This is a genomic window from Paenibacillus thalictri (genome assembly GCF_004307995.1).
GTDB lineage: Bacteria > Bacillota > Bacilli > Paenibacillales > NBRC-103111 > Paenibacillus_AF > Paenibacillus_AF thalictri.
Genome location: NZ_SIRE01000032.1, coordinates 84,760 through 111,009, shown reverse-complemented (window position 1 = coordinate 111,009; position 26,250 = coordinate 84,760). Strand labels below are relative to the sequence as shown.

The 26,250-nt window shown below is 51.9% G+C and carries 24 protein-coding genes and 2 pseudogenes; 23 read left to right on the top strand and 3 right to left on the bottom strand.

Annotated features, from left to right (window positions below; genetic code table 11):
- The first annotated feature begins 134 nt into the window (after positions 1 to 134).
- The 17 genes and pseudogenes from EYB31_RS33680 to bshB2 all read left to right on the top strand — a co-directional run bounded on the left by EYB31_RS33680 (position 135) and on the right by bshB2 (position 17,956).
- On the top strand, positions 135 to 1,004 hold the full coding sequence (locus tag EYB31_RS33680) for a LysR family transcriptional regulator (RefSeq protein WP_131017973.1): 870 nt from the start codon (positions 135 to 137) through the stop codon (positions 1,002 to 1,004).
- Positions 1,005 to 1,163: 159 nt separating this feature from the next.
- Positions 1,164 to 2,375 (top strand): MFS transporter, encoded by a 1,212-nt coding sequence (locus tag EYB31_RS33675; RefSeq protein WP_131017972.1) that lies wholly within the window; start codon positions 1,164 to 1,166, stop codon positions 2,373 to 2,375.
- A 127-nt stretch (positions 2,376 to 2,502) separates the two neighbouring features.
- Positions 2,503 to 3,420, top strand: a complete 918-nt coding sequence (locus EYB31_RS33670; protein ID WP_131017971.1) for an RluA family pseudouridine synthase — start codon at positions 2,503 to 2,505, stop codon at positions 3,418 to 3,420.
- 258 nt (positions 3,421 to 3,678) lie between these two features.
- Positions 3,679 to 5,502, top strand: a complete 1,824-nt coding sequence (locus EYB31_RS33665) for a sensor histidine kinase (RefSeq protein ID WP_240763143.1) — start codon at positions 3,679 to 3,681, stop codon at positions 5,500 to 5,502.
- A complete protein-coding gene (locus EYB31_RS33660; RefSeq protein ID WP_165452752.1) occupies positions 5,477 to 6,625 on the top strand; it encodes a response regulator in 1,149 nt (382 codons plus the stop codon). Before EYB31_RS33665 ends, EYB31_RS33660 begins: the two co-directional genes overlap by 26 nt.
- A 131-nt stretch (positions 6,626 to 6,756) precedes the next feature.
- On the top strand, positions 6,757 to 6,894 hold the full coding sequence (locus tag EYB31_RS40475; RefSeq protein ID WP_165452751.1) for a hypothetical protein: 138 nt from the start codon (positions 6,757 to 6,759) through the stop codon (positions 6,892 to 6,894).
- A gap of 100 nt (positions 6,895 to 6,994) precedes the next feature.
- Positions 6,995 to 7,762 carry a peptidylprolyl isomerase gene (locus EYB31_RS33655; protein ID WP_131017968.1) on the top strand — a complete coding sequence of 256 codons (768 nt, stop codon included), beginning with the start codon at positions 6,995 to 6,997 and terminating at the stop codon, positions 7,760 to 7,762.
- A gap of 21 nt (positions 7,763 to 7,783) precedes the next feature.
- Complete coding sequence (locus EYB31_RS33650) at positions 7,784 to 10,840, top strand: peptidase domain-containing ABC transporter (RefSeq protein ID WP_131017967.1); 3,057 nt, start codon at positions 7,784 to 7,786, stop codon at positions 10,838 to 10,840.
- A 194-nt stretch (positions 10,841 to 11,034) separates the two neighbouring features.
- Positions 11,035 to 11,715, top strand: coding sequence for a FadR/GntR family transcriptional regulator (locus EYB31_RS33645; RefSeq protein ID WP_131017966.1), 681 nt, complete (start codon positions 11,035 to 11,037; stop codon positions 11,713 to 11,715).
- Positions 11,712 to 12,950, top strand: coding sequence for a CynX/NimT family MFS transporter (locus EYB31_RS33640; RefSeq protein ID WP_131017965.1), 1,239 nt, complete (start codon positions 11,712 to 11,714; stop codon positions 12,948 to 12,950). The genes EYB31_RS33645 and EYB31_RS33640 overlap by 4 nt, the downstream gene beginning before the upstream one ends.
- Positions 12,951 to 12,997: 47 nt before the next feature.
- Complete coding sequence (locus tag EYB31_RS33635) at positions 12,998 to 13,525, top strand: DinB family protein (RefSeq protein WP_131017964.1); 528 nt, start codon at positions 12,998 to 13,000, stop codon at positions 13,523 to 13,525.
- A gap of 305 nt (positions 13,526 to 13,830) precedes the next feature.
- Complete coding sequence (locus tag EYB31_RS33630; protein ID WP_131017963.1) at positions 13,831 to 14,637, top strand: alpha/beta fold hydrolase; 807 nt, start codon at positions 13,831 to 13,833, stop codon at positions 14,635 to 14,637.
- A gap of 30 nt (positions 14,638 to 14,667) precedes the next feature.
- Positions 14,668 to 15,015 (top strand): annotated as a pseudogene (locus tag EYB31_RS41430) (PAS domain-containing protein); the annotation flags it as partial.
- Complete coding sequence (locus tag EYB31_RS33625) at positions 14,995 to 15,651, top strand: GGDEF domain-containing protein (RefSeq protein WP_338120004.1); 657 nt, start codon at positions 14,995 to 14,997, stop codon at positions 15,649 to 15,651. The pseudogene EYB31_RS41430 and the gene EYB31_RS33625, both read left to right, overlap by 21 nt.
- Positions 15,652 to 15,873: 222 nt before the next feature.
- Positions 15,874 to 16,725: a DUF4097 family beta strand repeat-containing protein gene (locus EYB31_RS33620; RefSeq protein WP_131017961.1), complete on the top strand. Its 852-nt coding sequence runs from the start codon at positions 15,874 to 15,876 to the stop codon at positions 16,723 to 16,725.
- Positions 16,726 to 16,932: 207 nt separating this feature from the next.
- The gene (locus EYB31_RS33615) at positions 16,933 to 17,277 is read left to right on the top strand and encodes a YojF family protein (RefSeq protein ID WP_131017960.1); all 345 of its coding nucleotides are present in this window, start codon (positions 16,933 to 16,935) and stop codon (positions 17,275 to 17,277) included.
- Positions 17,278 to 17,299: 22 nt separating this feature from the next.
- Positions 17,300 to 17,956 carry a bacillithiol biosynthesis deacetylase BshB2 gene (bshB2, locus tag EYB31_RS33610; RefSeq protein ID WP_131017959.1) on the top strand — a complete coding sequence of 219 codons (657 nt, stop codon included), beginning with the start codon at positions 17,300 to 17,302 and terminating at the stop codon, positions 17,954 to 17,956.
- A 106-nt stretch (positions 17,957 to 18,062) separates the two neighbouring features.
- Here bshB2 and EYB31_RS33605 read toward each other — a convergent pair whose 3' ends face one another.
- Positions 18,063 to 18,647: a GNAT family N-acetyltransferase gene (locus tag EYB31_RS33605; protein ID WP_131017958.1), complete on the bottom strand. Its 585-nt coding sequence runs from the start codon at positions 18,645 to 18,647 to the stop codon at positions 18,063 to 18,065.
- A 194-nt stretch (positions 18,648 to 18,841) separates the two neighbouring features.
- Here EYB31_RS33605 and EYB31_RS33600 point away from each other — a divergent pair, with 194 nt between their 5' ends.
- The 5 genes and pseudogenes from EYB31_RS33600 (at position 18,842) to trpA (ending at position 23,042) form a co-directional block, all read left to right on the top strand.
- On the top strand, positions 18,842 to 19,282 hold the full coding sequence (locus EYB31_RS33600; protein WP_131017957.1) for a NucA/NucB deoxyribonuclease domain-containing protein: 441 nt from the start codon (positions 18,842 to 18,844) through the stop codon (positions 19,280 to 19,282).
- 23 nt (positions 19,283 to 19,305) lie between these two features.
- The gene (locus EYB31_RS33595; protein ID WP_131017956.1) at positions 19,306 to 19,671 is read left to right on the top strand and encodes a DUF4180 domain-containing protein; all 366 of its coding nucleotides are present in this window, start codon (positions 19,306 to 19,308) and stop codon (positions 19,669 to 19,671) included.
- Between the two features lie 289 nt (positions 19,672 to 19,960).
- Positions 19,961 to 20,929, top strand: a complete 969-nt coding sequence (locus EYB31_RS33590) for a sugar-binding transcriptional regulator (protein WP_131017955.1) — start codon at positions 19,961 to 19,963, stop codon at positions 20,927 to 20,929.
- 32 nt (positions 20,930 to 20,961) lie between these two features.
- Positions 20,962 to 22,255, top strand: a pseudogene (trpB, locus tag EYB31_RS33585) (tryptophan synthase subunit beta).
- On the top strand, positions 22,194 to 23,042 hold the full coding sequence (trpA, locus tag EYB31_RS33580; protein ID WP_131017954.1) for a tryptophan synthase subunit alpha: 849 nt from the start codon (positions 22,194 to 22,196) through the stop codon (positions 23,040 to 23,042). Before trpB ends, trpA begins: the two are co-directional and overlap by 62 nt.
- Before the next feature lie 127 nt (positions 23,043 to 23,169).
- Here trpA and EYB31_RS33575 read toward each other — a convergent pair whose 3' ends face one another.
- Together EYB31_RS33575 and EYB31_RS33570 are read right to left on the bottom strand one after the other, a co-directional pair.
- Entirely contained in the window at positions 23,170 to 24,225 is a 1,056-nt protein-coding gene (locus EYB31_RS33575) for a Gfo/Idh/MocA family protein (protein WP_131017953.1), read from the bottom strand.
- Between the two features lie 43 nt (positions 24,226 to 24,268).
- Complete coding sequence (locus tag EYB31_RS33570; protein ID WP_131017952.1) at positions 24,269 to 25,006, bottom strand: ThuA domain-containing protein; 738 nt, start codon at positions 25,004 to 25,006, stop codon at positions 24,269 to 24,271.
- Positions 25,007 to 25,221: 215 nt separating this feature from the next.
- Here EYB31_RS33570 and EYB31_RS33565 point away from each other — a divergent pair, with 215 nt between their 5' ends.
- Positions 25,222 to 26,145 (top strand): AraC family transcriptional regulator, encoded by a 924-nt coding sequence (locus tag EYB31_RS33565; protein WP_420819493.1) that lies wholly within the window; start codon positions 25,222 to 25,224, stop codon positions 26,143 to 26,145.
- Positions 26,146 to 26,250 lie beyond the last annotated feature (105 nt).

Here is a 26,250-nt window from a genome sequence, read left to right as displayed (position 1 = left end):
TTTAAGAATCTTCATTTATTTTTCATTTTTCAAAGATCAAATTGGAAATTTTGAAGGTGGCCGCCAGTACCCTAGGGTACTGGAAATTGGCTCAACAACAATCTTTAAGAAATACTATACGAGGAGGTAAAAGGATGGTCGATTTTGAATGGTATCGCAGTTTTATTGCGATCTATAAACATAGCTCCGTTTCCGAAGCCGCCAAAACACGGATCATGACCCAGCCGGCGATGAGCCAGCACTTGGCGTCGTTGGAGGCGGAAGTGGGGGAAGCTTTATTTACAAGGACCGCCAGAAAAATGATTCCGACGGAAAGGGGCAAGGAGCTCTATACCCACTTGGCTCCGCTGATCGAATGTCTTGAGGAGACAACAATGAGCTTTAAAGCCGCATCGCTGCCTACACTTAAAGTGATCCGGATCGCTTCCGCACCGGAATTTTACGGCGTCAAGCTGCTTCCGCTGCTGCCTGAGCTCAAAACGTGCACCGTCTCTTATTTTGGCACTGCCGATTATTTGCTGGAATTGCTGGAGCAGGACAAGGTGGATATGATTGTTACGTCCAAGAAATTTTTATCTCCCGGGATTGAATACGGGAAATTGTTCGACGAGCATTTTGTCGTGATCGCCCCGAAAGGGCTTGAGGTCATTGCCTCCGATCAGCTCAAGGAGCGGGAGCAGTGGCTTCTCTCGCAAAAATGGATCAGCTACGGCTTGGAGCTGCCGATTATCCGCAGATTTTGGCGCGAGCATTTTAAAAAACGCCCACTCATCAAGCCGGTGCATGTCATACCGCATTTGCATTTGATTATCAATGCGGTTGAGCAAGGAGAAGGCTTGAGCTTAATCCCTACCTATTTGCTGGAAAATTCGGCGAATGAGCGGATCCAAATCGTTTTTGAAGATATGAGCGTCACAAATGAGCTGTTTATAGCTTACAAAATGAAGCATAGACATCTGCCGGAAATAAGCGCTATCGCCAAGAGGATTCGCGACCATGCATAATACTTGCTAGCCTGATCAGACCGCATATTGACGGCCAATGTATAAATATATTTATGAATAAATCATAATTTCATAATTTGTTTTATAATGTCTCCGGCCTTAAACTAAAAAACAGAAATCGCTGAAACATATATATGGCGGTTTAAGGAGGGGGAACTATTGAGTACAAACAGTACGGTCGGCGATGCGGCTGTTTCTTCAAGAAAGAGCTCGACGGTCGCTTTATACGCGCTCACATTGGGCGCATTTGCTATCGGAATGACGGAATTTATCATCATGGGACTGCTGCCGGAGGTGGCGGCCGATCTCCATGTATCCATCCCGTCGGCGGGACTGCTCATTACCGGTTATGCGCTCGGCGTCGCCGCAGGGGCCCCGGTCATTACGATCGCTACGCATACGATGCCGCGCAAAGCGCTTTTGATCCTGCTGATGATCATTTTCATTGCAGGCAACGGGTTAGCGGCAGCGGCGCCAAATTACGGAATTCTTATGGTCGCGCGGATCGTCGCCGCGTTAACTCACGGATCGTTTTTCGGGGTCGGTTCGGTCGTTGCCGCAGCGCTTGTTCCGAAGGAAAAACGCGCCGGAGCGATAGCTGTCATGTTCACCGGGCTTACCCTCGCGAACATTTTGGGGGTGCCTTTCGGGACCTTCATCGGTCAGGCATACGGGTGGCGCTCTACCTTCTGGGTCATTTCCGCCATCGGACTGGCCGCTCTGGTTGGTGTCGCCATGCTTGTGCCGCGGATGAAAGCGGAGCGGTCCAGCCTCCGTCAGGAATTGAGCGTATTGCGGCGGCCTGCGGTTCATATTGCCTTGCTGATGACCGTGTTCGGATTCGGCGGCGTATTTGCCGTATTTACCTATATCGCACCGATTTTGGTCGATATTACGGGGTTTTCGTCCAACGCCGTTTCTTACATCTTGGTATTGTTCGGCGTTGGCATTACGGTCGGCAATATTTACGGCGGAAAATTGGCGGATCGCAATCTGCTGCCTTCGCTTACAGCAATCCTCGTGTTGTTGACGCTTGTGTTGGCGATATTCAGCATAACGGATCAGAACCAGGTTCTCGCCCTCATTACTGTATTTGTGTTGGGCGTCGCGGCGTTTGGGACCGTGCCGGGTTTGCAGCTGCATATGCTCAATACGGCCAAAGAAGCTCCCACACTGGCCTCTACTTTAAATATCGCGGCGTTTAACCTTGGCAATGCGATGGGAGCCTACATCGGAGGTCTTGTGATCAGCTCTGGAATCGGCGGAGGATTGCCTGCCGTTCCACTGGCCGCCTCGCTTGTGACCGTTGTCGGAGTCGGATTTACTCTTTGGGCTCTCCGTCAAGCTAAGTCTGCTCCTGGCTATCGGTAATTCGGCTTCATCCGGCTTTGATTTTCTGCGCTGCAGGGAATCAAAGCTTTTTGGCGTTTTTGTTGTCCTCGGGCAAAATACGTGCTGTTATGGTATAGTTGAAGAAACAAAGCAGGAGGTTTCACATATGCATCACAATAAGAGGAACGCCACGCAGGCCAAACGTTCCGCGATCCGCCAATTTACCGTCAGCGAGTCGATGGAGCTGCTGCCTTTTTTAATACATAAATTATCGGGCCAGGGCCGCAACTCGATTAAATCGCTATTGGCCCATAAGCAAGTATTGGTGAACGGCAGCGTTGCAACGGAATACAACCGCCTGCTCGAGCCCGGCCAAACGGTAGCCATCAACAAAGAAAGGGCAACGGAAAAGCCGCCGCTGATCGATTTGAGCATCCTGCATGAAGATGAAGATATTATCGTCATTCATAAAAACGCAGGGCTGTTGTCCATCGCCTCGCCTCAGGAAAATGAAATGACGGCTTACCGGCAGCTGACCGAGCATGTCCGCACGGAAAACCCGAAGGGGAGAATTTTTGTGGTGCACCGGCTGGATCGAGATACTTCCGGTGTCATGATGTTTGCCAAAAGCGAGAAGGTGCAGCAATTGCTGCAAGAGTCCTGGAAGGACATGGTGAAGGAACGTTCTTATATCGCATTGGTTGAAGGAAGGGTCACGAAACCGGAAGGCACCGTCTCTTCTTGGCTGAAGGAAAGCAGCACGCTGAAGATGTATTCCAGTCCTTACCCCAACGACGGTCAGCATGCGGTAACTCATTATAAAACGATCCGGGTGGATAAAAACTTCTCCTTATTGGAGGTGCATTTGGAAACGGGCCGGAAAAACCAGATTCGCGTCCATATGCAGGATTTGGGGCATCCGATCGTAGGCGACAAAAAATACGGTTCCAAGTCCAAGGCGCTTAACCGGCTCGGTCTTCATGCACATGTGTTGGCCTTTGAGCATCCCACCAAAGGAAATCTGCTGCGGTTCCAATCGGAAATCCCCAAGTCGTTTAACAACCCGTTCCGGCAAACGCAGTAATTGCCTGTAAAATAAAATATTTCTCTGCACGGAAAAAAACGCGAAGCCTTGGTGCTGCGCGTTTTTTTTCGTTATATACGCCCAAGTCTTTTATTATTCTTTTATCCGGATAGATTAGAATGCTACTATGAGGGTGATTTCAGAGAAAAAGCCGGGCTTTTGCAGTCAATTATGGCCGTGGACACCTTATGGCGGAGATGATATCCTATTTTTGCTGGATGATTGTCATTTTTTCTCAAGGGAGACCCGGCCGTGGACATGAAAATATTGATGTCGAGTTTGCTTTTTCTTGCAACGGCGCTGATGGTGTTTGTCTCCGTCTTGTGTTACCGCAAACGCCATCTTCCGGTTTCCAAAACGATGGTACTGATCATGTGGGCGGCCGCTTTTTATGCGTTTGGCTACGCTTTTGAGGTACTCAGCCGTGACTTGAACGAAGTAAAGTGGTCGCTTCATATCGAGTATGTAGGCATTCCTTTTGTCACAACGCTGTGGTTTTTTCAAGTCATACAATTTACGGGTACGGCGGCCCGATATCGCAAGATTCTCGCGTTGGCGTTGTTTGCTGTCCCTGCCGCGGTGTTTGTACTCCAGCTGACCAACGATTGGCATCATCTGGTTTATGAACGTTATAACCTGAACGATGAGGGGACCATTCCGTTGTATACGACGGATAAAGGCCCCTGGTATAAGGTGCATTCTGTCTACAATTATTTCGTTTTATTGTGTGGGGTGCTGTTGTTTATTCCCATGTACTGGCGGTCTTTGCCGATCGTAAGAAAGCAAATTCTTGTGCTTCTGCTGGGGGCGCTTGCTCCCATGTTTTTCAATTTGTTTTTCTGGACCGGGCTGAGCGTCGACCTGACGCCTTTTGGATTCGCCATATCCGGCGCCGCTTACGTTTTTGGCATTTTGCGCTTTAATTTGCTGCGGTTAACGCCGCTGGCGATGGCCAAAGTGTTCGAAACGATTCGGGACGGGGTCGTGTTGTTCGATTACGAGAACCAAATCGTCAGCTATAACAGCGCGGCTGAAGAGGTGCTTCCCGAGCTTGGCCGGAAGAAACGGTATCCCGCCGCTATGGGCGAAGTGTTGTCCCCTTATCCCGAGCTGTTTGAACGCATTCGCGCGGTTAACGACAAGGACGAACGTTTTCCGTTCGACAGGTTCCGTGAGGACCGGAAGAAATATTATACCTGCAGTTTGTCGCTGATCTATGATACGGGCCATGTGCTCATCGGCAAAATGCTGATGTTTAACGATATAACGGAATTGAAAAATAGCGAGGCGCGGCTTCGCGAGAACGCCCAGCAACTGTCCGAGCTGAACGCGTTTAAAGATAAGCTGTTCACCGTCGTGGCCCACGATATTCGCGATCCGATTGCACTCCTCGTCAGTTTGACCGAGCTGCTGGGCGACGAGCTGGCGGCTGCCGATCTTGAACATGCCGAATTGGTAAGAGAACTGAAGGGGCAGGTGCAAAGCACGTTTCATCTGGTTGAAAATTTGCTGGACTGGTATCGCAGCCAGAAAGGCAAGGTCGTATTTCGTCCGTTAGGCTGGAATTTACAGCAGGTCGTACGGCAGGCTTTATTTCTTTCCGGCGCCAAAGCCGGCATGAAGCAAATTCAAATGACGGAGCGGGTTGACGACAACTTAATGGTCAAGGCCGATAAGGAAATGCTCGATCTCATTTTGCGGAACTTGCTTTCGAATGCGATCAAGTTTACCGGCATTGGCGGGTGCATTGAGATTAGGTCGGTGCTGGAAGGCGATCGGGTCATTGTGTCGGTCTCAGACAATGGGGAAGGAATCGACGAGTTGACAGCGGAACTGCTGCATCTGGAAGAGCCTTTCTTAAAAGCCATGGTTTCCGGGGATGATTCGGGAGATACCCGGTTTGGCTTGGCGCTTACCCGCGAATTTGTGAAGATTCACGGGGGACGCCTGTGGTTCAACAGCGAGCCGGGCATCGGTACGACATTTTCATTTACCTTGCCCTCCTTGGCTGATGCGCGGGACGGCTTCGACGATGGAGGGACGGAGGGGAATACCGATGAAAGTGATTTTGGTGGACGATGAGCCGGCGATGCATTTCATATTACGCAAAATGCTCGATAAATTGCCCGAGGTTCATGTGGCGGGGGCTTTTGCGGATACGCGATCTGCGGCCGTCTTTTTGGCGGAACATACCGATATCGGACTGGCTTTCGTCGATATCTCCATGCCGGGCCAGAGCGGCATGGAGCTGGCGGCCCGGCTGGAAGCCGCCGCTTCTCCGGTGCAGGTCGTTTTTGTCACGTCGCATAAGGAGTTTGCTTTGGCTGCGTATGATCTGTCCGTGCTTGATTACTTGGTCAAACCGGTATCCCAGGAGCGGCTGCAAAGAACGGTACAGCGCGCTTTGACAAACCGCAGGGTGTTTCATGCGCAGCCGCCGGCAGAACCGGATTCCGCCGTTTCCGGCCGCATCGTTTTAACGGCGTTAGGCGATGTTGCAGTGAGCAGCGAAACCGGCCGTGTCAAATGGATCTCGCGGAAATGCGCCGAGCTTTTCGCTTATTTGCTGCTTTATTGCGGAAAGCGGATACCGCGTTCCAGGCTGGTCACGGACATATTCGGAGGCATGCATCGGACCAATGCCGAAAATTATTTGAATACGACCGTGTATCAATTGCGCAAGTCGCTGGAGCCGCTGGGCATTCGCGATGCCATTCGCTCGGAGAACGACGGTTATGCGCTAGAATTAAAGGATCCTGTGATCGATTACGTGCAATTTGAGAAACAAGCGGAGCGGCTGCAGACGATTAACGCCGAAAATATCGAGCAAGCGATACAGGTCGAGCGGTTATACACGGGCGATCTATTCGGGGATAAAGCGTATGTATGGGCCATTCACGAAACCGAACGTTACGTGGACATGTACGTTTCGTTTGTTAAACGGCTTGCCGCGGCGCTTATTTCTCTGCAGGATACAACCGCGGCATCCAAGCTGCTGCTTAAACTCAGCGACCGCAATCCGCTGGACGAAGCGGTTATCCGCCAGCTTATGATCATACGCGAGATAAGCGGCGACAAGAAGGGATTGACTGCCCTGTATACCGATTATGTCAAGCTGCTCAGCCGTGAGCTTGGCATCCGCCCGTCCAAGGAGCTGATCCATCTTTATGATTCGTTGATCAGCCGCTTGCCCGATAGAAAATAAAATATTTCCATACCTTGACCAAAAACCGTGAAGCCTTGATGCTGCACGGTTTTTAGTCTTTTATAGGCTTAGTCTTTTATAAATCTTTTATTGGACCTTCTTATACTGAAAACATAAAGGAGGTGAATACCATGGAACAGGAAAAGAAACAAGAGTTGGATAAAGAGTCGGTGGAAACAAACAATGAGGCGGAAATTAAGCTCGACGATTTGTCCAAAAAATTGACCGAAGAAGAAGCAAAAAACGTGAGCGGCGGCAGGTTTATTTAAAGAGCTCTGTAAATCTTGATGTTGCGGTACACGGCGCGGGAGATATTCCCGCGTTTTTATTTAGACGAAGGTGACCGTAAACGCAAAGGAGGGCCACAATGTGTCTCTGGATCAAATCGTTGCTCTGGAGCTGGAAGGAAAAAGCTATTCGTTAGCCGCCGTTCTGCGAAGCGCCATTATGCAAGGGACCTTCCGCGCTATAGACGATTATATGGACAATGCGCTCATCGAAGCCTATGCGGAAGAGCATCACATCACGGCCGACAAAGAGGATGTCCAGGCAGCCGTCGTCGATTGGCGGGTGGAAAAAGAGCTATATCAAGCTGCTGACGTGGAAAAATGGCTGGCGGCGCGTTCGCTTACCACAGCGGATTTGGCCAGGAACGCCCGGATGAAGGTGTTGAAGGAACGAGTCAAGCAGCACATAACATCCGGCAAGGTGGAAAGGTATTTTGCGGAAAACCGGTCTCAGTTCGATGCGGCGGCTGTTTCGCAAATTGTCGTAACCGAGCGGGGGCTTGCGCGGGAGCTTGCTTTTAAAGCGCAGGAGGGAGCCGAATTTTATGTGCTTGCGCGGCACTATTCGGCGGACGAACCAACCAGGCTCGCCGGAGGTTTTATCGGACGGGTGGAGAGAACGCAGCTGCCGCGGGCCGTAGCTGCGCATATGTTTGGCGCCGTGCCCGGAACGATTGCCGGACCGCTTGAGGTTGCTAAGAAGTATTATGTGGTGAAGCTGGAGGAAATGTATCCGGCGGAGTTGGACGCGGACATCCGGGCGAGAATCGAGCGGATCTTGTTTGAAGAGTGGCTTTGTCTGAAGCGAAAGCAAGCATCTTCACACATTCCGCTATGGGAACAAGATTAAGTCATAGGGGATGCGGGCTGGATGGATACGGAATCGATGGAGATGGGCCGAAAACTCGGTTACATGGAGCAGTTCCCTTTTTTCGGCGTGCTTAGTTTGGATGAAAAACAGCGGCTTTCCCGCGATGCGGAAATCGCCCGTTTCTCGATCGGACAGACGATTCACGAGAAGGGGACCGAATCGGGGTTTCTTTATTGCATCGTATCGGGAGAAGTCCGAATGATTGACGAGCCGGCAAGCGGAACGGAGATCAATCTCGGATTATTGCGGGAGGGAGACAGCTTCGGATGGGATAACGGAAGCGAACCTGCTAAAGTTTCCATCACCTTTAGCGCGGCGGGAACTGTGCGTCTTCTGGCAATCCCGCTGGAGCGTCTTCGCGAGGTGCTGCAACACAATCCCGGGCTGGAACAGCTGCTCGTTACTTACATGTCCTCCCGCGCTGTCATGATGTTTCTAAAACGGACGGCGCTGCTGTCATTTGACGATCACCGGGCGATTCGCAGTTTTCTTGAGCGAATGACTGTGGTCCAAGCGGAAATGGGGCAGGAGATCGTCCGCCAAGGAGACGAAGGGGACGCTTTTTATATCGTTCACTCAGGCCGCTGCGAGGTTGTCAAAGACGAAGACGGGACGATCATCAATCGGCTGATTCCCGGCGATTTTTTCGGCGAGCTGGCGCTGCTTACCGGGGCGCGGCGTAAAGCTACGGTGATTGCCACTCAGCCCGTGCAGTTGTTCCGGTTAAGCAAGCTTGATTTCGACCGGATGATTGTGGAGCATGCGAAGCTGAGAACGGCGATCGAGCGAATTACTTCGCATTATGCATCCAATGCATCGAAGTATGAGCAAGACGAAACGATGGATCGGCCGGAGGAAGCATATAGCGGGGCGGTCCGTTGGAAAACGGTTGAACCGAAGCCCGCCAAACGATTCAGGCTGCGGAAATATCCGATCCTGCTGCAGCAAAATGAAATGGACTGCGGCCCGACGTGCCTGGCTATGGTGATGGCCTTCCATGGCTCGCGCATTCATCTGAACCGCATCCGGGAGCAGACGGAAATGTCTCGTTCCGGCAGCACATTGTACGGCTTGACGGAGACGGCGGAATCGCTCGGTCTGGCCGCGCAAGGTTTTACAACGCAGCTTGATGCGCTCTCTGCGATGAGCTTGCCGGCCATCGCACATTGGAGAGGCGAGCATTTCATCGTTGTATACGAAGTGACAAAAACTCATGTAATCGTGGGCGATCCCGCCTATGGCCTGGAGAAGATGAGCAGGGCCGATTTCCAGGCAGGCTGGAGCGGGGCGATCTTGACGCTGACGCCGACGCAGCGGCTTGTTTCCGAAGACCGCAGGCGCAGTCCGGTATCGCGGTTTATTTCCTATTTGACGCCGAACAAAAAAGCGCTGCTGTCGCTGCTTATCACCTCATTGCTCGTCCAGTTGGCCGCGCTGGCGATTCCGATTTTTACCCAAGTGATCGTAGATAAGGTGCTGGTAGAGAAATACGACGATCTTCTGCGAAGTTTGCTGATCGGCATGTTAGGACTTTCCGTTTGTTATATCGCCGCGAACTCATGCCGGACGTTTATATCGGCAAAAATCGCGCTGAAGATTGACATCACGATGTTAGGGGATTTTTACAAACATCTGCTCAGTTTGCCTTTGTCGTTTTTTTTGGCGCGTACGATTGGAGATTTGACCAGCAGGGTGGGCGAAAACCAGAAAATACGCCGGATGCTGACGTCCGGAGCGGTTCAGCTGCTGCTGGATCTGCTGACGGTTCTGATCTACGGCACGTTGATGCTGATCTACCACGTTAAGCTGTCGCTGATCGCTTTTGCCATTATCCCGTGTTACGCGGCGCTTGTGCTGCTTTTCTCGCCATTGATGCGGAAAAACAGCCGCAAACAGTTCGAAGCCGAAGCGGAGTCGCAGACCACCATGGTGGAAGCGATCAAACTGATTTCCACCGTCAAAGCGCTGGCCGCCGAATCGGCCATCGGCTGGAAGCTGATGGATAAGCTGCAGCTCGCTTTAAAGCAGCGGATTAAGGCGATAAACCTTGTCGTGACATCGGAGATGATCGCCGATTTTATCAAAACGATCGGCAACGCCTTGGTGTTATACGGAGGTGCGGTATTTGTCATGCGAGGGGAATTGACGGTGGGGCAGTTTGTCGCTTTCTTGGCGGTTTACTTTACCGCTACGCAGTCGATTACGCAAATATTGATGATGCTTAACGATATCATGGAAGTGCGAGTTTCGATGGAACGGATCGATGATGTATTCGCGGCGCCCCCGGAAGAGCTCGAACCGCAAAATATGCGCAGATTGGCGGCGCTGAAAGGACATATTCAATTCGATAATGTATCGTTCCGTTACAGCAAGGACGGTCCTGACATATTGCAGCAAATCAATTTGAATATCGAGTCGGGTCAAACCGTTGCGCTTGTGGGAAGAAGCGGAGCGGGCAAGTCGACGTTCGCAAATTTGCTGACTAAATTGTTCGCCCCGACAAGTGGAACCATCCGCCTCGACGGGCACGACATCAGGCAAATTCATGCCGCTTCGCTGCGCCGCAAAATCGGCATCGTGCAGCAGGAAAACCGCGTGTTTCGCGCAACGATACAGGACAATATCGCGATCCGCTTTCCCTCCGCTACGCTGGAAGAGGTGGAAACGGCGGCTAAGCTGGCAGGCGCTTACGATTTTATTACCGCATTGCCGCTAGGTTTTAAAACGATTATCGGCGAAGGCGGCTTAAATTTATCCGGCGGCCAGCTGCAGCGGATCGCGATTGCGAGGGCGCTGCTAGGGGAGCCGGGCATTCTCATATTCGACGAGGCGACCAGCGCGCTGGATTCCGAGTCGGAACGGATTATCCAGCAAAATATGGATACGATGCTGAAGGGCCGTACCTGCCTAGTTATCGCCCATCGGCTAAGCACGGTACAGAAGGCGGATCTCATCGTTGTTTTGGACCGCGGCGCTATTGTGGAGTCCGGTTCCCATGCCGAGCTGATCGAGGCCAAGGGACTTTATTATTATTTAGTCAGCCAGCAGTTAAGCTAAGGGCACAAGGGAAGGGACATACTAGCCGTACCGAAATTTGCAGCGTAAGGGGGCCGCTTTGGGCCCTCTTTGTTTTTGAAGGAGCACATTCTCTGTCGGTGATTGCCGATGAGGGAGGTTGACTTTTGCAAGGAGGTTTGCCTATAATAGTCTTAACGGTCAAACATCCTATGTTTGGAGGTATTCGTGCAATCATGCTGCAAAAAACAAATCGGACCACTTTAGTTGAACAAGTGGCTTTACAAATTCAAACGTTGATTGAGTCGGGACAATGGGCGGTTGGAGCCCGGATCCCCGCCGAGCCGGAATTGGTCGCCGAACTTGGCGTCAGCCGCAATACGGTAAGAGAAGCCGTGAGAGCTTTGGTCCATGCAGGCCTGCTGGCAACGAAGCAAGGCGATGGAACTTATGTTTGTTCGGCCAGCATTCTGGGCGTTGTGCTGCAGCGGCGGATCAAACAGTCCAGCTTGCTGGAAACCTTGGAATTGCGGGACGCGCTGGAACAAGAAGCCGCCCGGCTGGCGGCGATACGCCGCACCCAAGAGGATATGGACGCCATGCTGCTTCATCTGGATACATGCGATAAAGCAGTTTTGGAAGGGAATATTGTGTCCTATGCGCAAGCGGATATCCAACTTCATCAAACCATAGTAGAAGCGACGCATAACAGCTTATTTATCGATTTGTACGAGCATATGACCGACGCTCTGCGGACGTCAGTCGAAAGCGTTGCGGAAATGAAGACTCATTCGAACTTTTATCAACAAATACACAGAGAGCTTGTCGAGGCGATTATCGAACAAGATTCTGCGAAGGCGACCGGCGCGGTTCATAAATACATTGAGTTGTCCAGGGAAGGATTGCATTCATCATGAGCAGATCAGATCAAATCCAAAGCACGGAGGACCTTCATTCCGTTTCACATTCACACGCCCGGATTATGCCGTGGGCGCTTATTGCGGGAATTATTTTCATTGCCGTTAATCTCCGGGCTCCGCTTACTTCTGTAGGGCCCTTGGTAGGCCTTATTCGCAATGACTTGCATATATCGAATACACTGGCCGGCGCGATTACGGCGGTGCCCTTGTTTGCTTTTGCGCTTTTCTCGCCGCTTGCGCCCAAACTGGCACAGCGGTTTAAGGTGGAGCCGGTTCTTCTTGCTTCGATCATTTTGTTGACGTCAGGCATCCTTATACGTTCGTTGTCCGGAACTATCGCGTTGTTTACAGGAACTGCGCTGCTGGGCTTGGCCATCTCGGTGTGCAACGTACTGCTTCCAAGTCTTATTAAGCGGGAATTCCCCGAACGTATCGGCATCATGACAGGGATCTACGCGGTTTCTATGAATCTTTGCGGCGCCGTTGCTTCCGGAATCAGCGTTCCTTTGGCCGTGGGGGCTGGCTTCGGCTGGCAGGGGGCACTTGGCATCTGGGGCGCGTTAAGCTTGATTTCCGTTTTATGCTGGCTGCCCCAGACCAGAAAACGTCCCCAGTCCCAAACGGCTGTCCGGCAGCAGCCTTCCCGCGGCGAAACCCGTGTGTGGCGTTCTCCGCTTGCTTGGCAAGTCACCTTGTTTATGGGACTGCAATCCCTGGTTTTCTATGTTATTATTACGTGGTTACCGGAAATTCTCGGCGCGCAAGGGATTGGTCCCGGCCAGTCAGGTTGGCTTCTGTCCATCATGCAATTGGCGGTGCTTCCATTTACGCTTGCGGTTCCCATTATAGCCGGGCGGATGTCCAATCAACGGCCCTTGGTCTATTTTTCTGCGGTCATGTTTGTGATCGGGTTTATGGGGCTGCTTTACGGGAGCATCAAGCTGGCCGTATTATGGATTAGCGTATTGGGAATTGGCATCGGCTGCGTATTCAGTTTAGCGATGATGTTTTTCAGCTTGCGTACGCGCACCGCTCAGCAGGCTGCGGAATTATCGGGGATGGCGCAATCGGTCGGGTATTTGCTTGCGGCGATCGGCCCGTCTTTTTTCGGGTATTTGCATGATAGATCAGGCAGCTGGATGCCGCCGCTGTGGATCCTATTTGGGGTATCCGTCTTGATGATTTTATTTGGCATCAGCTCGGCCAAACAGCGGTATGTAGATTCGCCGTAAAGGCCGGAAAAGTTTCCGAAAAGGTTCCAGAAAGGAGCGCCAGCCGCATGAATTTTAATGCTAAAGAAGCTATCGAGATTTTGGAGCGCACGCCTCAGACATTGGAATATTTTTTATCCGGCTTGTCTGCGGGATGGCTGGAATGCAATGAAGGCGAAGGAACTTGGAACGCGTCTGAAGTGATTGAGCACCTGATCGAAGGCGAGAACACCAACTGGATCCCGCGGGTGCAGTTTCTGCTCCAAGAAGGCGAAAGCAAGCCGTTTCCGCCGTTTGACCGCGATGCTCATCTGAAAGAACAATCGGGAAGATCGCCGGAGCAGGCGCTGCTGGAATTTAAGCGGATAAGGATGGAGAATATCGCGAAACTGAAGGATCTGATCCAATCGGGGCCGGACTTGGAACTGACCGGTCTGCATCCCGCCTTTGGCTCCGTGAAGTTAAGAGAGCTGCTCTCCACGTGGGTCGTCCACGATTTAACGCATATCACGCAAATCGTGAGGGTCATGGCCGAGAGGTATAGAACCGACGTTGGGCCATGGAAAGCATATTTAGGAATTTTAAAGGACAAATAATGGTTTCAGGGTAAAAACGAGGGGTCCGGCGAGGCTAGTGAAAAAGCAGCTTAAGTGAGCGAAATCATGCTGGAGAAGCGCCGTCGGCTTCGTTATCGTGTTTGACCCTGTTCAGTTGGCGAATTTTGGTGTACCATGTAACTTGGTACGCCTTTTTTTTGTTTACATGGCTTTTTGACACCTCCATGTTGCCAAACAAGAGGGGTATTTTTCTGTAATGGGAAAATCACCTGCTTAATTAAGCGGAAGTCAATTATAAAAGGGTCTTTAGTTTTCGTATCTTTGATCTAAAGGAGAAGAATGTAATGTCACAAGATGTTTTTGTTCGCAATCACGTGAAAATAATCGGTCAAGGGGAGCGGACGATGATTTTGGCGCATGGGTTTGGCTGCGACCAGAATATGTGGAGATTCATCGTTCCTTTCTTTGAAAATCAGTTCCGGATTGTGTTATTCGACTATGTGGGGTCCGGCCGGTCCGTGCTTTCAGCTTACCGCAACGAGCGGTACAACACGCTGCACGGTTACGTGGAGGATGTGCTGGAAATTTGCGAAGCCTTAAACATTAAACAAGCTGTATTTGTCGGACATTCCGTCAGCTCGATGATTGGCCTGCTTGCTTCGATCCGCAAACCGGAATATTTTGAACGGCTGGTGATGATTGGGCCTTCTCCTTGTTATTTAAACGATCTCCCGAATTATTACGGGGGGTTTGAAAAAAACGATATTGTCGCGCTGCTCGATATGATGGAGATGAATTTCGTCGGCTGGGCCAGTTATTTGGCGCCGATTGTCATGCACAACGCGGATCGGCAGGAGCTTGCGCAGGAGCTGGAAGAAAGCTTTTGTGCGACGGATCCGAATATTACCCGCCGCTTTGCTGAAGTGACCTTTTTCTCCGACCACCGGGCCGATTTGGGGCAAGCTTTGGTCCCTGCGCTCATATTGCAATGTTCCGAAGACAGTATCGCTCCGCGCGAAGTGGGAGAGTATCTGCACCGGCATCTGGGGAACAGCACGATTCAATTTATGCAGGCCAAAGGCCATTACCCTCACTTAAGCCATCCGGAGGAGACAACGCAATTCATCAAGCAGTATCTTTCCGTATCTTAAAACGCCGGATTCGGGCCAGAGGAGGAAGCAGCAATGGAAGAGCGCTTTCACCAAGCGCCTTGCGGTTTTGTGACGATGACAAGCGACGGGCTGATGAAGTCGGCAAACGAAACGTTTTTGAACATGCTGAATTATAGTGCGCAGGACGTGATCGAAAAACATATCGAATCGATCTTAAGCGCGGCCAATAAATTTTTCTTTCATACGTATTTTTATCCTTTCATCCGGTTGTACGGGCATGTGGATGAAATGTACTTATCTTTAAAATCGGGTTCTGGCCAAGACATCCACGTCCTTTTAAACGGTAGACGGTATGAGCAGGATGGCGTAGAGCTTATCGATTGTGTGTTTGTACATATGCGCAAACGAATCCAATACGAGCAGGAGCTGCGCAACATCAAGACGAAATTGGAGGAAGCATATAAAGCAAAAGACGAAGTGATCGCGGAGCTGCAAGCATTACACCGGGAAAATGAGCAGAAACGGCAGGAGCTGATTGTGCTGAACGGACAACTGGAGCGGCTGGCTACAACCGATACGTTGACGGGCCTTAAGAACCGCCGCTTTTTTCAGGAACGTTTGGCTGCAAGTATCGCCTTGTTCGCGGAGAAAGCTTCTCCATGCTCGCTCTGCATCGTCGATGCGGATCATTTCAAACGCATCAATGATACGCTGGGACATGATGCGGGGGACCGGGTGCTGAAGCAATTAGCGGGCATTATGCAGGCCGGGTCCAGAGAGATTGATACCGTAGCCCGGTTTGGCGGCGAAGAGTTTGTGATTTTGCTGCCCGGCTTGGAGGAACAGCAGGTGAAGGCATTTGCAGAGAAACTGCGTTCCGCGATCGAGCTGGCTCCTTGGAGCGAATGCGCCGTTACGGTAAGCATCGGCACGGCCACGTTGACGGAGTCGGATACGGACAACACGATCATTACGAAAGCGGACCGGGCGTTATACGCCTCCAAAGCCGGGGGCCGGAATCGGGTGACGCATGCCGCGGAGCTGAAGGATTAAGCGGCCGGGTCAGGCCACTTATGGAAGGCGGAGGCATGCCGTCCGTTCCGATGAATGGCAGCTATACTAATGAGGGGAACTAACGGCAGAAATGCCGTTTTTTTGTTTTGAGTCAGTCCCAAGACGGATGATTTCACTTCCGAAAATCAGCCCGAGGCCCGGCGACTTTTAAGGCGGGGAGCCTTATCATAAGGCATAGGACGTAAAGAAAGGAACGTGGCGATGAGAACGATATTGGCAATAGGATTTATTTTGCTGGGACTTTTCTGGCTGGCATCTTACCATACGGATCTTTTAAGCTCGTCTTCTGCGGCGGCTAACGTCGATAAACAATGGACGGTTGGACCGGGAGAGCTGAAAAATGTGGATATTCGCGGCGGCTCGACGGATATGACGGTGGATTTTATTAAAAGCGACGGAGGTGGCGGGGCTTATGTGCGAATCAACGGCACGGCCTACGAAGACGTAGCGCAAAAGATCGAAGAAGCGCGCGTATCCGGCAATTCGCTGAGCTTGGATTTGAATACGAATAAAAAATGGGGTTTTTCCGGGTTTGGCGGTTCCGATCGGATGCTGCATGTGACCGTAGCGCTGCCCGAACAAGAGCTGCTGGACAATGCGTTGTTCAGCCTGAAGTCCGGAGACGGCGATTACCGTAATGTGAAGGGGAAAACGATTCATATCGGCTCGTCATCCGGAGACATTGCATTTAACGGATTAACGGGGCAGGATATCTTGCTGGAATGCAGTTCAGGGGATATCGAAGGTACCGGGGTCACCGGAAATACACGTATCACTGCGTCATCGGGTTCTATCCGGATCGACGAGTTATCCGGCAATTCCAGCGTGAAATCGGCCTCCGGCGACGTTAGAATTCAGCAAAAAACAATAGCCAATGCGGATATCAACGCAACCTCGGGGAATGTGACATTTACCGCCGCCAAAGATTTTGCCGGAATGTATGATGTTAGAGCTTCCTCCGGCAAGGTGAAAGCCCCCGATTCAAAAGGAAAAGATCAAGCCACGATCAAAATCCGCACACACTCCGGCGATATCGCCGTCAAGGAACTGTAGCGGACGAATGAACATCCCCCATGCGCATATGCAGCGTTCACTTTTTCAGTGGCCTCGGATGCGCAGTCTGGGGGATTTTTGCGCGGGGAGATTTAAGGCGCCTGCTTGATCATCCGGATGCCCGCTTGACATCGAAGATGAAGTTTTCTAATCTTAAAAAGAGAAAGATGAGCATTATAAATTGTTTATAATAGAGGGATGGTTAAGATGCAGCTTATTAATCCATCGGAAGTACAGCGGAGGCTGGATACACTTAAGGATCAGGATCTGTATATTCACCTCGAGATGACTACGGGGGCTTACGCCGCCCATCGCGACAGTTCCAAGCATCCGGCCGCGAATTTCATAACCAACGCACTCATCCGTTATACACATGGATCGATTTCGGGAAACGGACCTTACCGGGTGGGTTTAAAGATGCCGCAAGGGTGGGCTTATTCCGAAGGGCTGACTCATTTCGAAGAAAGCGAACCCGAACGGTTGATTATGGCAGGCCACGACAGCCAGGGCAAACTGGTCGTATCTTTGCAGCTAAGCCGAGAGCCTTTCTAACGGACGAGGAGATGAAACATTCATGGGACGACATATTCTTGTAGTGCTGCCGCATCCCGATGACGAAGCTTTTGGCGTATCGGGTACTTTGGCCAAAGAAATACAAGACGGCGCGTTGGTCACTTACGCATGTCTGACGTTAGGCGAGATGGGACGGAATATGGGGAACCCGCCTTTTGCCACAAGGGTTACGCTCCCGGCCATCCGCAAGCTGGAGCTGGAAGCGTCGTGCCGCGCGATTGGCATCCAGGATTTGAGGATGATGGGGTTTCATGATAAAACGATTGAATTCGAGGATCAGGCGCTGCTCGACGCGCGTATCGATGCGCTGCTTCAAGAGCTTAAGCCGTCGCTGGTCATCACATTTTATCCGGGTTACAGCGTTCACCCCGATCACGATGCTTGCGGAGCCGCCGTCATCCGAACGGTGGGTAGATTGCCCAAGGACCAAAGACCGCCGGTGTATTGCATGGCTTTCGCCAAAAACTTGGAGGAAAACATCGGCAAACCCGACGTGTTCCATGATGTCAAAGCTTTTTTGAAGCAGAAAATGGAATCGATTAAGGCGCACCGGTCGCAATTCCAGATTGCGGAGCTGTCGGATGACAAGGATTATACATCCAGGGAATTCCAAGAACGCTTTGGGATGGAACGGTACTGGACATACCCGTTTAAGTAATCATACAACTACAATTTATTTACGCGGAATGCGCAAAAGAGGGGGTAGGCCTAACAAAAGGCGCCCCTCTTTTTGTTTTATCCTCCATCGGCCGTCATGGCCGGATTTAATACTCCGCACCCCGGACTTTGGCAAATACCATTGTATCTCGCAGTGAACCGTCTACGGCGCACGCATCGCTGCGAAGTACGCCTTCCAACGTGAAACCTAACCGTTCGGCAACCCGGGCGCTTCGCAGATTACGCGCGTCACAGCGAATTTCAATACGCGCCGCTTGCAGCTCCGTTTTGGCATATTCGGTAATCGCACTCACAGCTTCGGTGATATACCCTTGTTGACTGAATGACGTACTCACCCAATAGCCGATTTCAAATTTGCGGGATTGCCAGTTCATCCGGTGCAGCCCGCTGCAGCCGACGAATCGGCCCGTTTCTTTGTGGATCAGATGAAGCCTGAGATCTTTGCGCTCCAGGAAGTTCAGGCGCGCCCGCCTGACGTTGGATTCGGATTCATCGACGGTAGGCAGATGTTCGGCCCAAGGCATCCACGGCCGCAATTGCTCGATGCTTTCCGTTACGGCTTCGTATAAAGCTTTCCCGTCCCCCCATAATGGCGCGCGCAGCAGCAAACGCTCGCTTTCAAAGCATTCCGGAATGGACAGTAAAATCGGGTCTATGTAATTGGCGCCCATCTGCACACCCTCCAAAAAAATAGTTCTATTAACCATAAAACACGAGCCGTTCTTTTTCAAGAAAAATTTGGTTGCGCACGCAAACTGTCCAAAGTGTCAAGTCCTGCGGTGGAGGGGTGAGACGGGCAATTCCGCAGCGAATATGATAAGATGAAAAATAATCCAGCTTAGAAAGGCTTGACGGGAATCATATTATGAAAAAGAAACGTAAAAAAACGGTTGCCGCATTATTATTCATCGTCGTTTTCTGCCTGATCCTGAACAGACAAACCGTGTTTCAGTATATCCCCGTTTTCAATCAGGAAGCTGAAGCGGCGTATACGCTTATTTTTCCTTCGGACCGTTATCCGGAAACTGCAGCTCATATTAAAGACGCCATAGAAAACGGAGAGTCTTCGATTTGTACGATCGACCGCAAGGCGGCGGACGAACACCGCAAGCAGTCGCTTAAAAATGTGCCGACCAAAAAAGGCTACGACCGGGACGAGTGGCCGATGGCGATGTGCCGGGAAGGCGGAGCCAATGCGGATATCCGCTACGTTTCCCCTGCCGATAACCGCGGCGCGGGGTCGTGGGTGAGCAACCAGCTGGAGAAGTATCCCGACGGCACTAAAGTGAAAATAGTCGTGAAATAGCGGAAGGGGCGACATATAAAGTCATGGAAATTTCAATCGATCAAAAAAACGGCTCGAAGGCGGCTGTCATCGCCAGTGACACTGTGATCATCCATACTGTGGACGACGCATTGGATGTAATGGCAAGTGTCCGTTATACTGCCGACTGCGATAATATGGTGCTGCGCAAAGAGCATCTCAGTGAAGATTTCTTCGAGCTTAAAACCGGGCTTGCCGGAAGCATTTTGCAAAAATATACGAACTATAAGATGAGAATTGCCATTGTCGGCGAATTCGGCCGTTACAACAGCAAGAGCTTAAACGATTTTATTTATGAGTGTAACCAAGGGGATAGCGTGTTTTTCACGAAAACGGAGGCTGAAGCGCTGGAGAAGCTTCATCGTTCGTGAGCTCAAGACAAGTTCGCGTATTAACAAGCCGCGGCTGTGGTTGACCCGGTTGACAGCGGTATAATCCAATCCAAACACATACAAGCGCCTGCAGAGACTTTCCTTCTGCCGGCGTTTTTTTGCATTGTCAGGTCCAAACCGAAGGGATAGAAGCGTAGATTGGCTTCCGCCAAAAAGTATCGATTGAGCCTAAATTCGGACTTGAAAATGTTGTGGTGCAAATGTATACTAATTCCAATGGTACATAATTTCGATATAAGTACATATGTACATGGAGGTGATGAGGTTTATGCCGGACATAAACGAAGACCGGTTTCGCATGCTGGTGAAAATATGCCAGTTCTATTACGAAGACGGTTTGAACCAGCTGGATATCGCCAAACGTTTGGGCATTTCGCGCCCTCACGTCAGCCGGATGCTAACAGCCGCCAAAAACGAAGGGGTTGTGCGCATATCGATTCATAATCCGTTCTCGGCCGAACAGGAGCTGGAAAAAATGCTGGTGGAAACCTTCGGCATCCAAGATGCGCTGGTTGTCGATTGTACCGAAGCCGAAAGAGATCCGGGAAAATTGTACGCCGGACTTGGCCGGGCAAGCGGAGCGCTGCTCGAATCGGTGCTGAGAGAGGACGATATCGTAAGCGTTATGGCCGGCCGTTCCGTAGCTGCTGCAGCCGAGCAGCTGGATTATTTTGCGAGAGAGGGGCTTCAGTTTGTGCCGCTGGTAGGCGGCTGGGGACCGGAAGGAGCGGCCTGGCATGCGAGCTCCAATGCGATGGCGTTCGCCAATAAGCTGAAATCGAAGTATTGGATGATGCATTCTCCTGCGGTCGTATCCAGCCCGGAAACGGGAGCGCTGCTGCGCGGGGAGCCGGAAATAGCCAGAGTGCTGGAGCTTGCGCAGAAAAGCCGTGTTGCTGTGGTAGGTATCGGCGAGATCGGCGACAATGCGACGATGGTGCAATCGGGATCGTTCCAGCCCAGCGAAATCGCTGAATTGAAAAAACTCGGCGCGGTTGCCAATCTGTGCGGCTCCTTTCTTGACGAAGCCGGCAGGGAAATCGATTTTCCGGGCAAAAACAGATTGATCGGCCTGACGGCGGCAGAGCTGCGCGCCGTTTCAAACGTGATCGCCATCGCCGGCGGCGCGGGAAAAGCCGAAGCCATCACATCCGCATTACGCGGCAAGTGGATCGATATTTTGGTGACGGACGCCGCTACGGCGCGGGAGATGCTGAAGTCCGATCGCACTAGGTGAGCCTTAAGCTGCAACGAAAGGGGAAACGGAATATGGCTGCGAAACAAGGAAGGGTTTTGTCTTCAACGGCACCGGCCGAGCAAGCTATCTATTCGGAAGATGGGTATTTCGGCCACTACGGAGGATCGTTTATTCCGGAAATATTGGTGCCGGCCTTCGAGGAGCTGAAGGAGCAATTCGAGGCGATCCGGCACGATGAAGCGTTCTGGCGGCAATACTGCGCGCTGCTGGCCGATTACTCCGGCAGACCGACGCCGCTGACTTATGCGGACCGGCTAACGGAGCATTTCGGACGGGCGAAAATTTATATCAAACGTGAAGATTTGAATCATACGGGAGCCCATAAGCTGAACAATGCCCTCGGCCAAGCGCTGTTGGCCAAAAAAATGGGCAAAACCCGGATCATCGCCGAAACGGGAGCAGGCCAGCACGGCGTGGCGACGGCAACGGTAGCGGCCAAATTAGGCTTGTCCGCGACCGTTTATATGGGCCGGGAGGACATGGAAAGACAGTTCGCCAACGTCTTTTGGATGAGGCGGCTCGGGGCGGATGTCGTTGCCGTCGATTACGGTTCGCAAACACTGAAAGATGCGATTAACGAAACGTTACGAGACTGGGTGTCCAGTTTTGAAACGACGCATTATGTGATGGGAACGGCGTCGGGGGCGCATCCTTTCCCGTCGATAGCCGCTTTCTTTCAATCGATCATTGGGATTGAAGCCAAGGAGCAGCTGCTGCATGCGACGGGCAAGCTGCCAAGCCGGGTTTACGCGTGTGTTGGAGGAGGCTCCAATGCGCTGGGGGCATTTCAAGCCTTTTGTCCGGATGAAGAAGTGGAGCTTGTTGGCGTCGAAGCGGGAGGCCAAGGCGAAGATTCCGGCAAACATGCGGCCAGAATCGCATATGGCCAAGGCAAACTGGGCGTGGCAAGGTTACAGAACGGTGTTTCTGCAGGACCGCGACGGACAAATGAACGATACGTACAGTCTCGCCGCCGGCTTGGACTATATCGGCGTTTCGCCGATTTTGGCGGATTTGGCGGAGCGGGAGCGGGTACGGTTTATGGCGGCGACCGACCGGGAGGTCGTCGAGGCGCTGGAGTTGGTGATGAAGTCGGAAGGGCTGATTCCCGCGTTGGAGTCTACTCATGCTTTTGCCGGAGCTTTTAAAGAAATCACCGAATCTTCCAAAGATGATTTGTATTTGATCAATATGTCGGGACGGGGCGACAAAGATATTTTTAATATAGCGGAGGGATTGCAGGATGAAGAATGGAAAGCATTTATCCACCGGAAAAACGAGCAGTTCACGCAGCGGGCTCGCTGAGCAAATCGCCGCCAAAACTTCCGTCAAAAGTATGCAGCTGATGACCCATCAAATTTTGGGATATCCCGACTTTGATACGAATTATGAGATGATCCGGCTGTTTCATGAGCATGGCGTCGAATTGGTCGAACTGCAAATTCCTTTCTCCGAGCCGATTGCCGACGGACCTGTATTTCTTCAGGCGAATCAAGCGTCGCTGGCCGCCGGGACCACAACCAAGCAATGCATCGAATTCGCCAAGCGGGCAACGGCTGATTTTCCGCAGCTGACGTTTTTGTTTATGACTTATTACAATATCATCTTGCAATATGGCATTGACGATTTCGTGAAAGACTGCGCGGAAATTGGTATTCGCGGTTTAATTGTGCCCGATGCGTTTCCCGAAGAAAGCGCTGAGCTGCTTCATGCTTGCCGGAACTGTGACATCGAGCTGGTGCTGTTGGCCACGCCGTATACGACCGATACGCGGCTTGCCTATTTGGCGGAACAGACGGGCGGATTTTTGTACTGTGCGGCGCGCAAAGGCGTAACCGGCTCGAAAACGGCGTTTGGCACAAGCACTGACGAATTTCTGACCCGTGTCCGCAGCGTCGCGCAAACGCCGATTGCGGTTGGCTTCGGCATCCAGAACAGCGAAGACATCCGGTTTCTGCAGGGCAAATGCGACATTGCCATCATCGGCACGCAGCTGCTGAATGTGCTGAAGCAGGACGGTCTTGCGGGAGTGGACCGATTTCTGCAAGCGCTGCAAGCGGCTGCGGCCGAAGACAGCCGGCATATCGGCTAGATCGTGACACCGATAGGGACCGGCCCGAAATCATTCGATATAGGCGCACGTCCCGGTTCACAAACAAAAGGACCGTAGATTCCGCTACAAAGTAGCAGAAGCTGCAGTCCTTTTGTTTCGTCTTCGGTTACAGCAAGGAATCGATCCGCACTTTCCGCCCGGTACGAGCGCTTTCGATTGCGCCAAATACCATCGCCATGCTTTTAATATTGTCCGAGCTGTCCGTTTCGGCCGTCCGGCCTTGCAGCAAAGCTGCGAAAGCCTCGTCGAAGCAGCCGTCGTGACCCTCCCGGCCGGCCCATTCCTTGGAAGGGGCAATCCGCTCATATTCGCGCAGCAGCTTCCCGTCCTCCGCTTCAGACGCTACGCTGCAATAAGGAGCGTTGTTGCCGTCCCAAAACGCCGTGCCTTTGGAGCCGACAACCCGCCAATCGGCCTGCCATGACGTCGGTTCTCCCTCTGCGCACCAAGACCCGTTGTACGTAAATACGGTCCCGTCCGAGAATTCGAAAATGCAGACAGCCGCAGCATTGCCGCGATACCAAGAGCCCTTCGGGTTAAACTCATGGCAGTATACCGAAACCGGGTCCGCTTGCAGCAAAAAGCGCGCCTGATCAAATGTGTGGATCGCCATATCGACAAGCAGCGGGCTGTCCATCGCTTCACGGAATCCGCCGAAATGCGGCCCGATGAAGAAGTTTGCCGTCACCTGGCCGGGATCGCCGATGGCGCCGGCCTCCAACATCCCGCGCAGCGCGCGGATATGCTTGTCGAACCGCCTGTTTTGCATGACGGAATAGCTGTTGGCCGACTCGCGGACAAGCTTCTCGACCTGCACGGCATCCTCCATCGTAACGGCCATCGGTTTCTCGCCGATCACGTTGCAGCCGTGCCCGATCGCCGCCGTGACAACCTGTTTATGGACCTCGGGAATCGTCGCATCAAAGACAAGGTTGGCGTTTGTCGCCTTAAGCGCATCTTCCACGCTTGTAAAGCTGCGGCAGGACAATTCATATTTGGCCGCCATCGCTTCAGCGGCTTCCAGGCGAATGTCCACGCAAGCGACGATTTCCGCATCCTCGCGGCTCAGTGCGTATTTTACCCAACGCTCTGCCATTTTTCCGCAGCCGACCTGCACGATGCGGAACGGTTTGTGCCCGCTCGCATAAGTGTTGTTTTCCATCGTTATCGTCTCCTGTGTACGGTTTGAAGTATAAGTTTAGGAATTAGGAATGCTGCTTCGCTTTAATCGGTTCAAGCGGTTTGTAATTGCCGTATACCGGCGTTTCGCGCCGGGTCGGGGCCGCCCACAACACGCCGTTTTGAATTACCCTGCGCACCTGCGGGTTGTAGTATGTCGGATACGTTTCGTGGCCGGGTCGGAAATAAAAGATTTTGCCCTGTCCGCGATGGAAGGTGCAGCCGCTGCGGAATACTTCGCCGCCTTCGAACCAACTGACCAGAATCACTTCGTCGGGCTGCGGAATTTCAAAATGCTCCCCGTACATTTCTTCCTGCTCCAGCTCGATATATTCGCCGATGCCCTCGACGATCGGGTGTCCCGGCGAGATCACCCACAGCCGTTCCTTTTCGTCGGCTTCACGCCATTTTAAATTGCAGGTCGTGCCCATCAGCTTTTTAAATATTTTCGAGAAGTGGCCCGAATGCAGCACGATCAGCCCCATCCCTTCGAGCACACGTTTCTGTACGCGGTCCACAATCTCGTCGCTTACTTCCTTATGGGCTTTGTGCCCCCACCAGATCAGCACGTCGGTGCTGCGCAGCCGCTCTTCCGTAAGCCCGTGCTCAGGCTCATCCAAGGTGGCGTAACCGATTTCAAAGTTCCCGGAGATGCCTTCTCCAATCGCGCGGTGAATGCCTTCAGGATAAATGGAGCGCACCTTTTCATTGGTTTGTTCGTGACGAAATTCATTCCATACGGTAACGCGAATCGGCTGATCCATGTGATGTTCCTCCTAAAGGTAAAATACAATTTTTCTCACCCCGAGTATAGAAAATCAGGCTGCAAAAAGATACTCGCAAAATTGCTCAATATGTGCTCGATAATGTCATTCCTTTTCGAGCATGAAAAAAATGCATTGATTCTATGCGTAGTTGCGATTACACTTCATGGTGAAAACTGTTTTTCGAGCGATTTTTAAATAAGAGGTGAACCCGCATGACGATGCCAGCCGAAACGCATCCGGACCCTGTCCGGGAGGAAATTGTAAATTACCAGAATCCGCTGCTGTTTCTTAAAATATGGGAGATTCAATCACACGGCGCGACTTTTGGCATCCCCGAGCATTGGCCGTGGCATTATCACAGGGAAGTCGAATTCCTTGCCGTCACGGAAGGCAGCATCGGATTTCAGACGAAACGCGAGTACGGGACGCTGGAGCGCGGCGACCTCGTTTTATTCGGTTCCTCGCAGCTGCACCGGGTGCATAAAGCCCACGCTTCCGGGCTTACATTTATTGTGTTTCAGATCGATTTGCTGCAGCATTTCGAGCCGGGCTCCATGCCTTACCTGAATGCATTTGCCGAGCTGACCGAACCGCTGGGCAAGCTGAACTATATATTTCGCGAGCAGCCGGCTGCACGTGAGGAAGCGTTTTCGCTGATCCTGGATATTTACCGTGAGACGCAGCAGCGGGAACGGGGCTACGAGCTGGCCATCAGTGCTGCGATCAAACGTTTGCTGCTGCTCCTGCTGCGCCGCGATACCAAAGGTTATTTGCAGGTGTCGCGGGACAACGATATGATCCGGCTGCGCCCGGCGATCGATTACATCGAACTTCATCTTCATGAAAAAATAGCGGTGGATGATATATGCCGGCTGCTCAATTTAAGCTACCATTATTTCATCAGACACTTCCACCAAGTCATGGGGATGTCTTTTGTAGACTATGTGAATTACAAGCGCATCAAGAAAGCGGAGCGGATGCTGCTCACTCGCGATATGAGCATGACGGAGATCGGCCTTGCCGTCGGCATTCCAAGCATGGGCCAGTTTTACAAGCTGTTCAAGCGGCATAACCGCTGTGCGCCAAGCGAATTCCGCGAGCGGATGAAACAGGACTTTTTTTGTCATGAGAGTTAAATACAGCGGATTCGCCAGGTGCGGCGGGCTGTGCGGCCGGACAATTTTTCTCCTCTGCCGGAAAATGAAATGTCTGTATTTTGCTTGCGTCTCTTTGTTTATGAT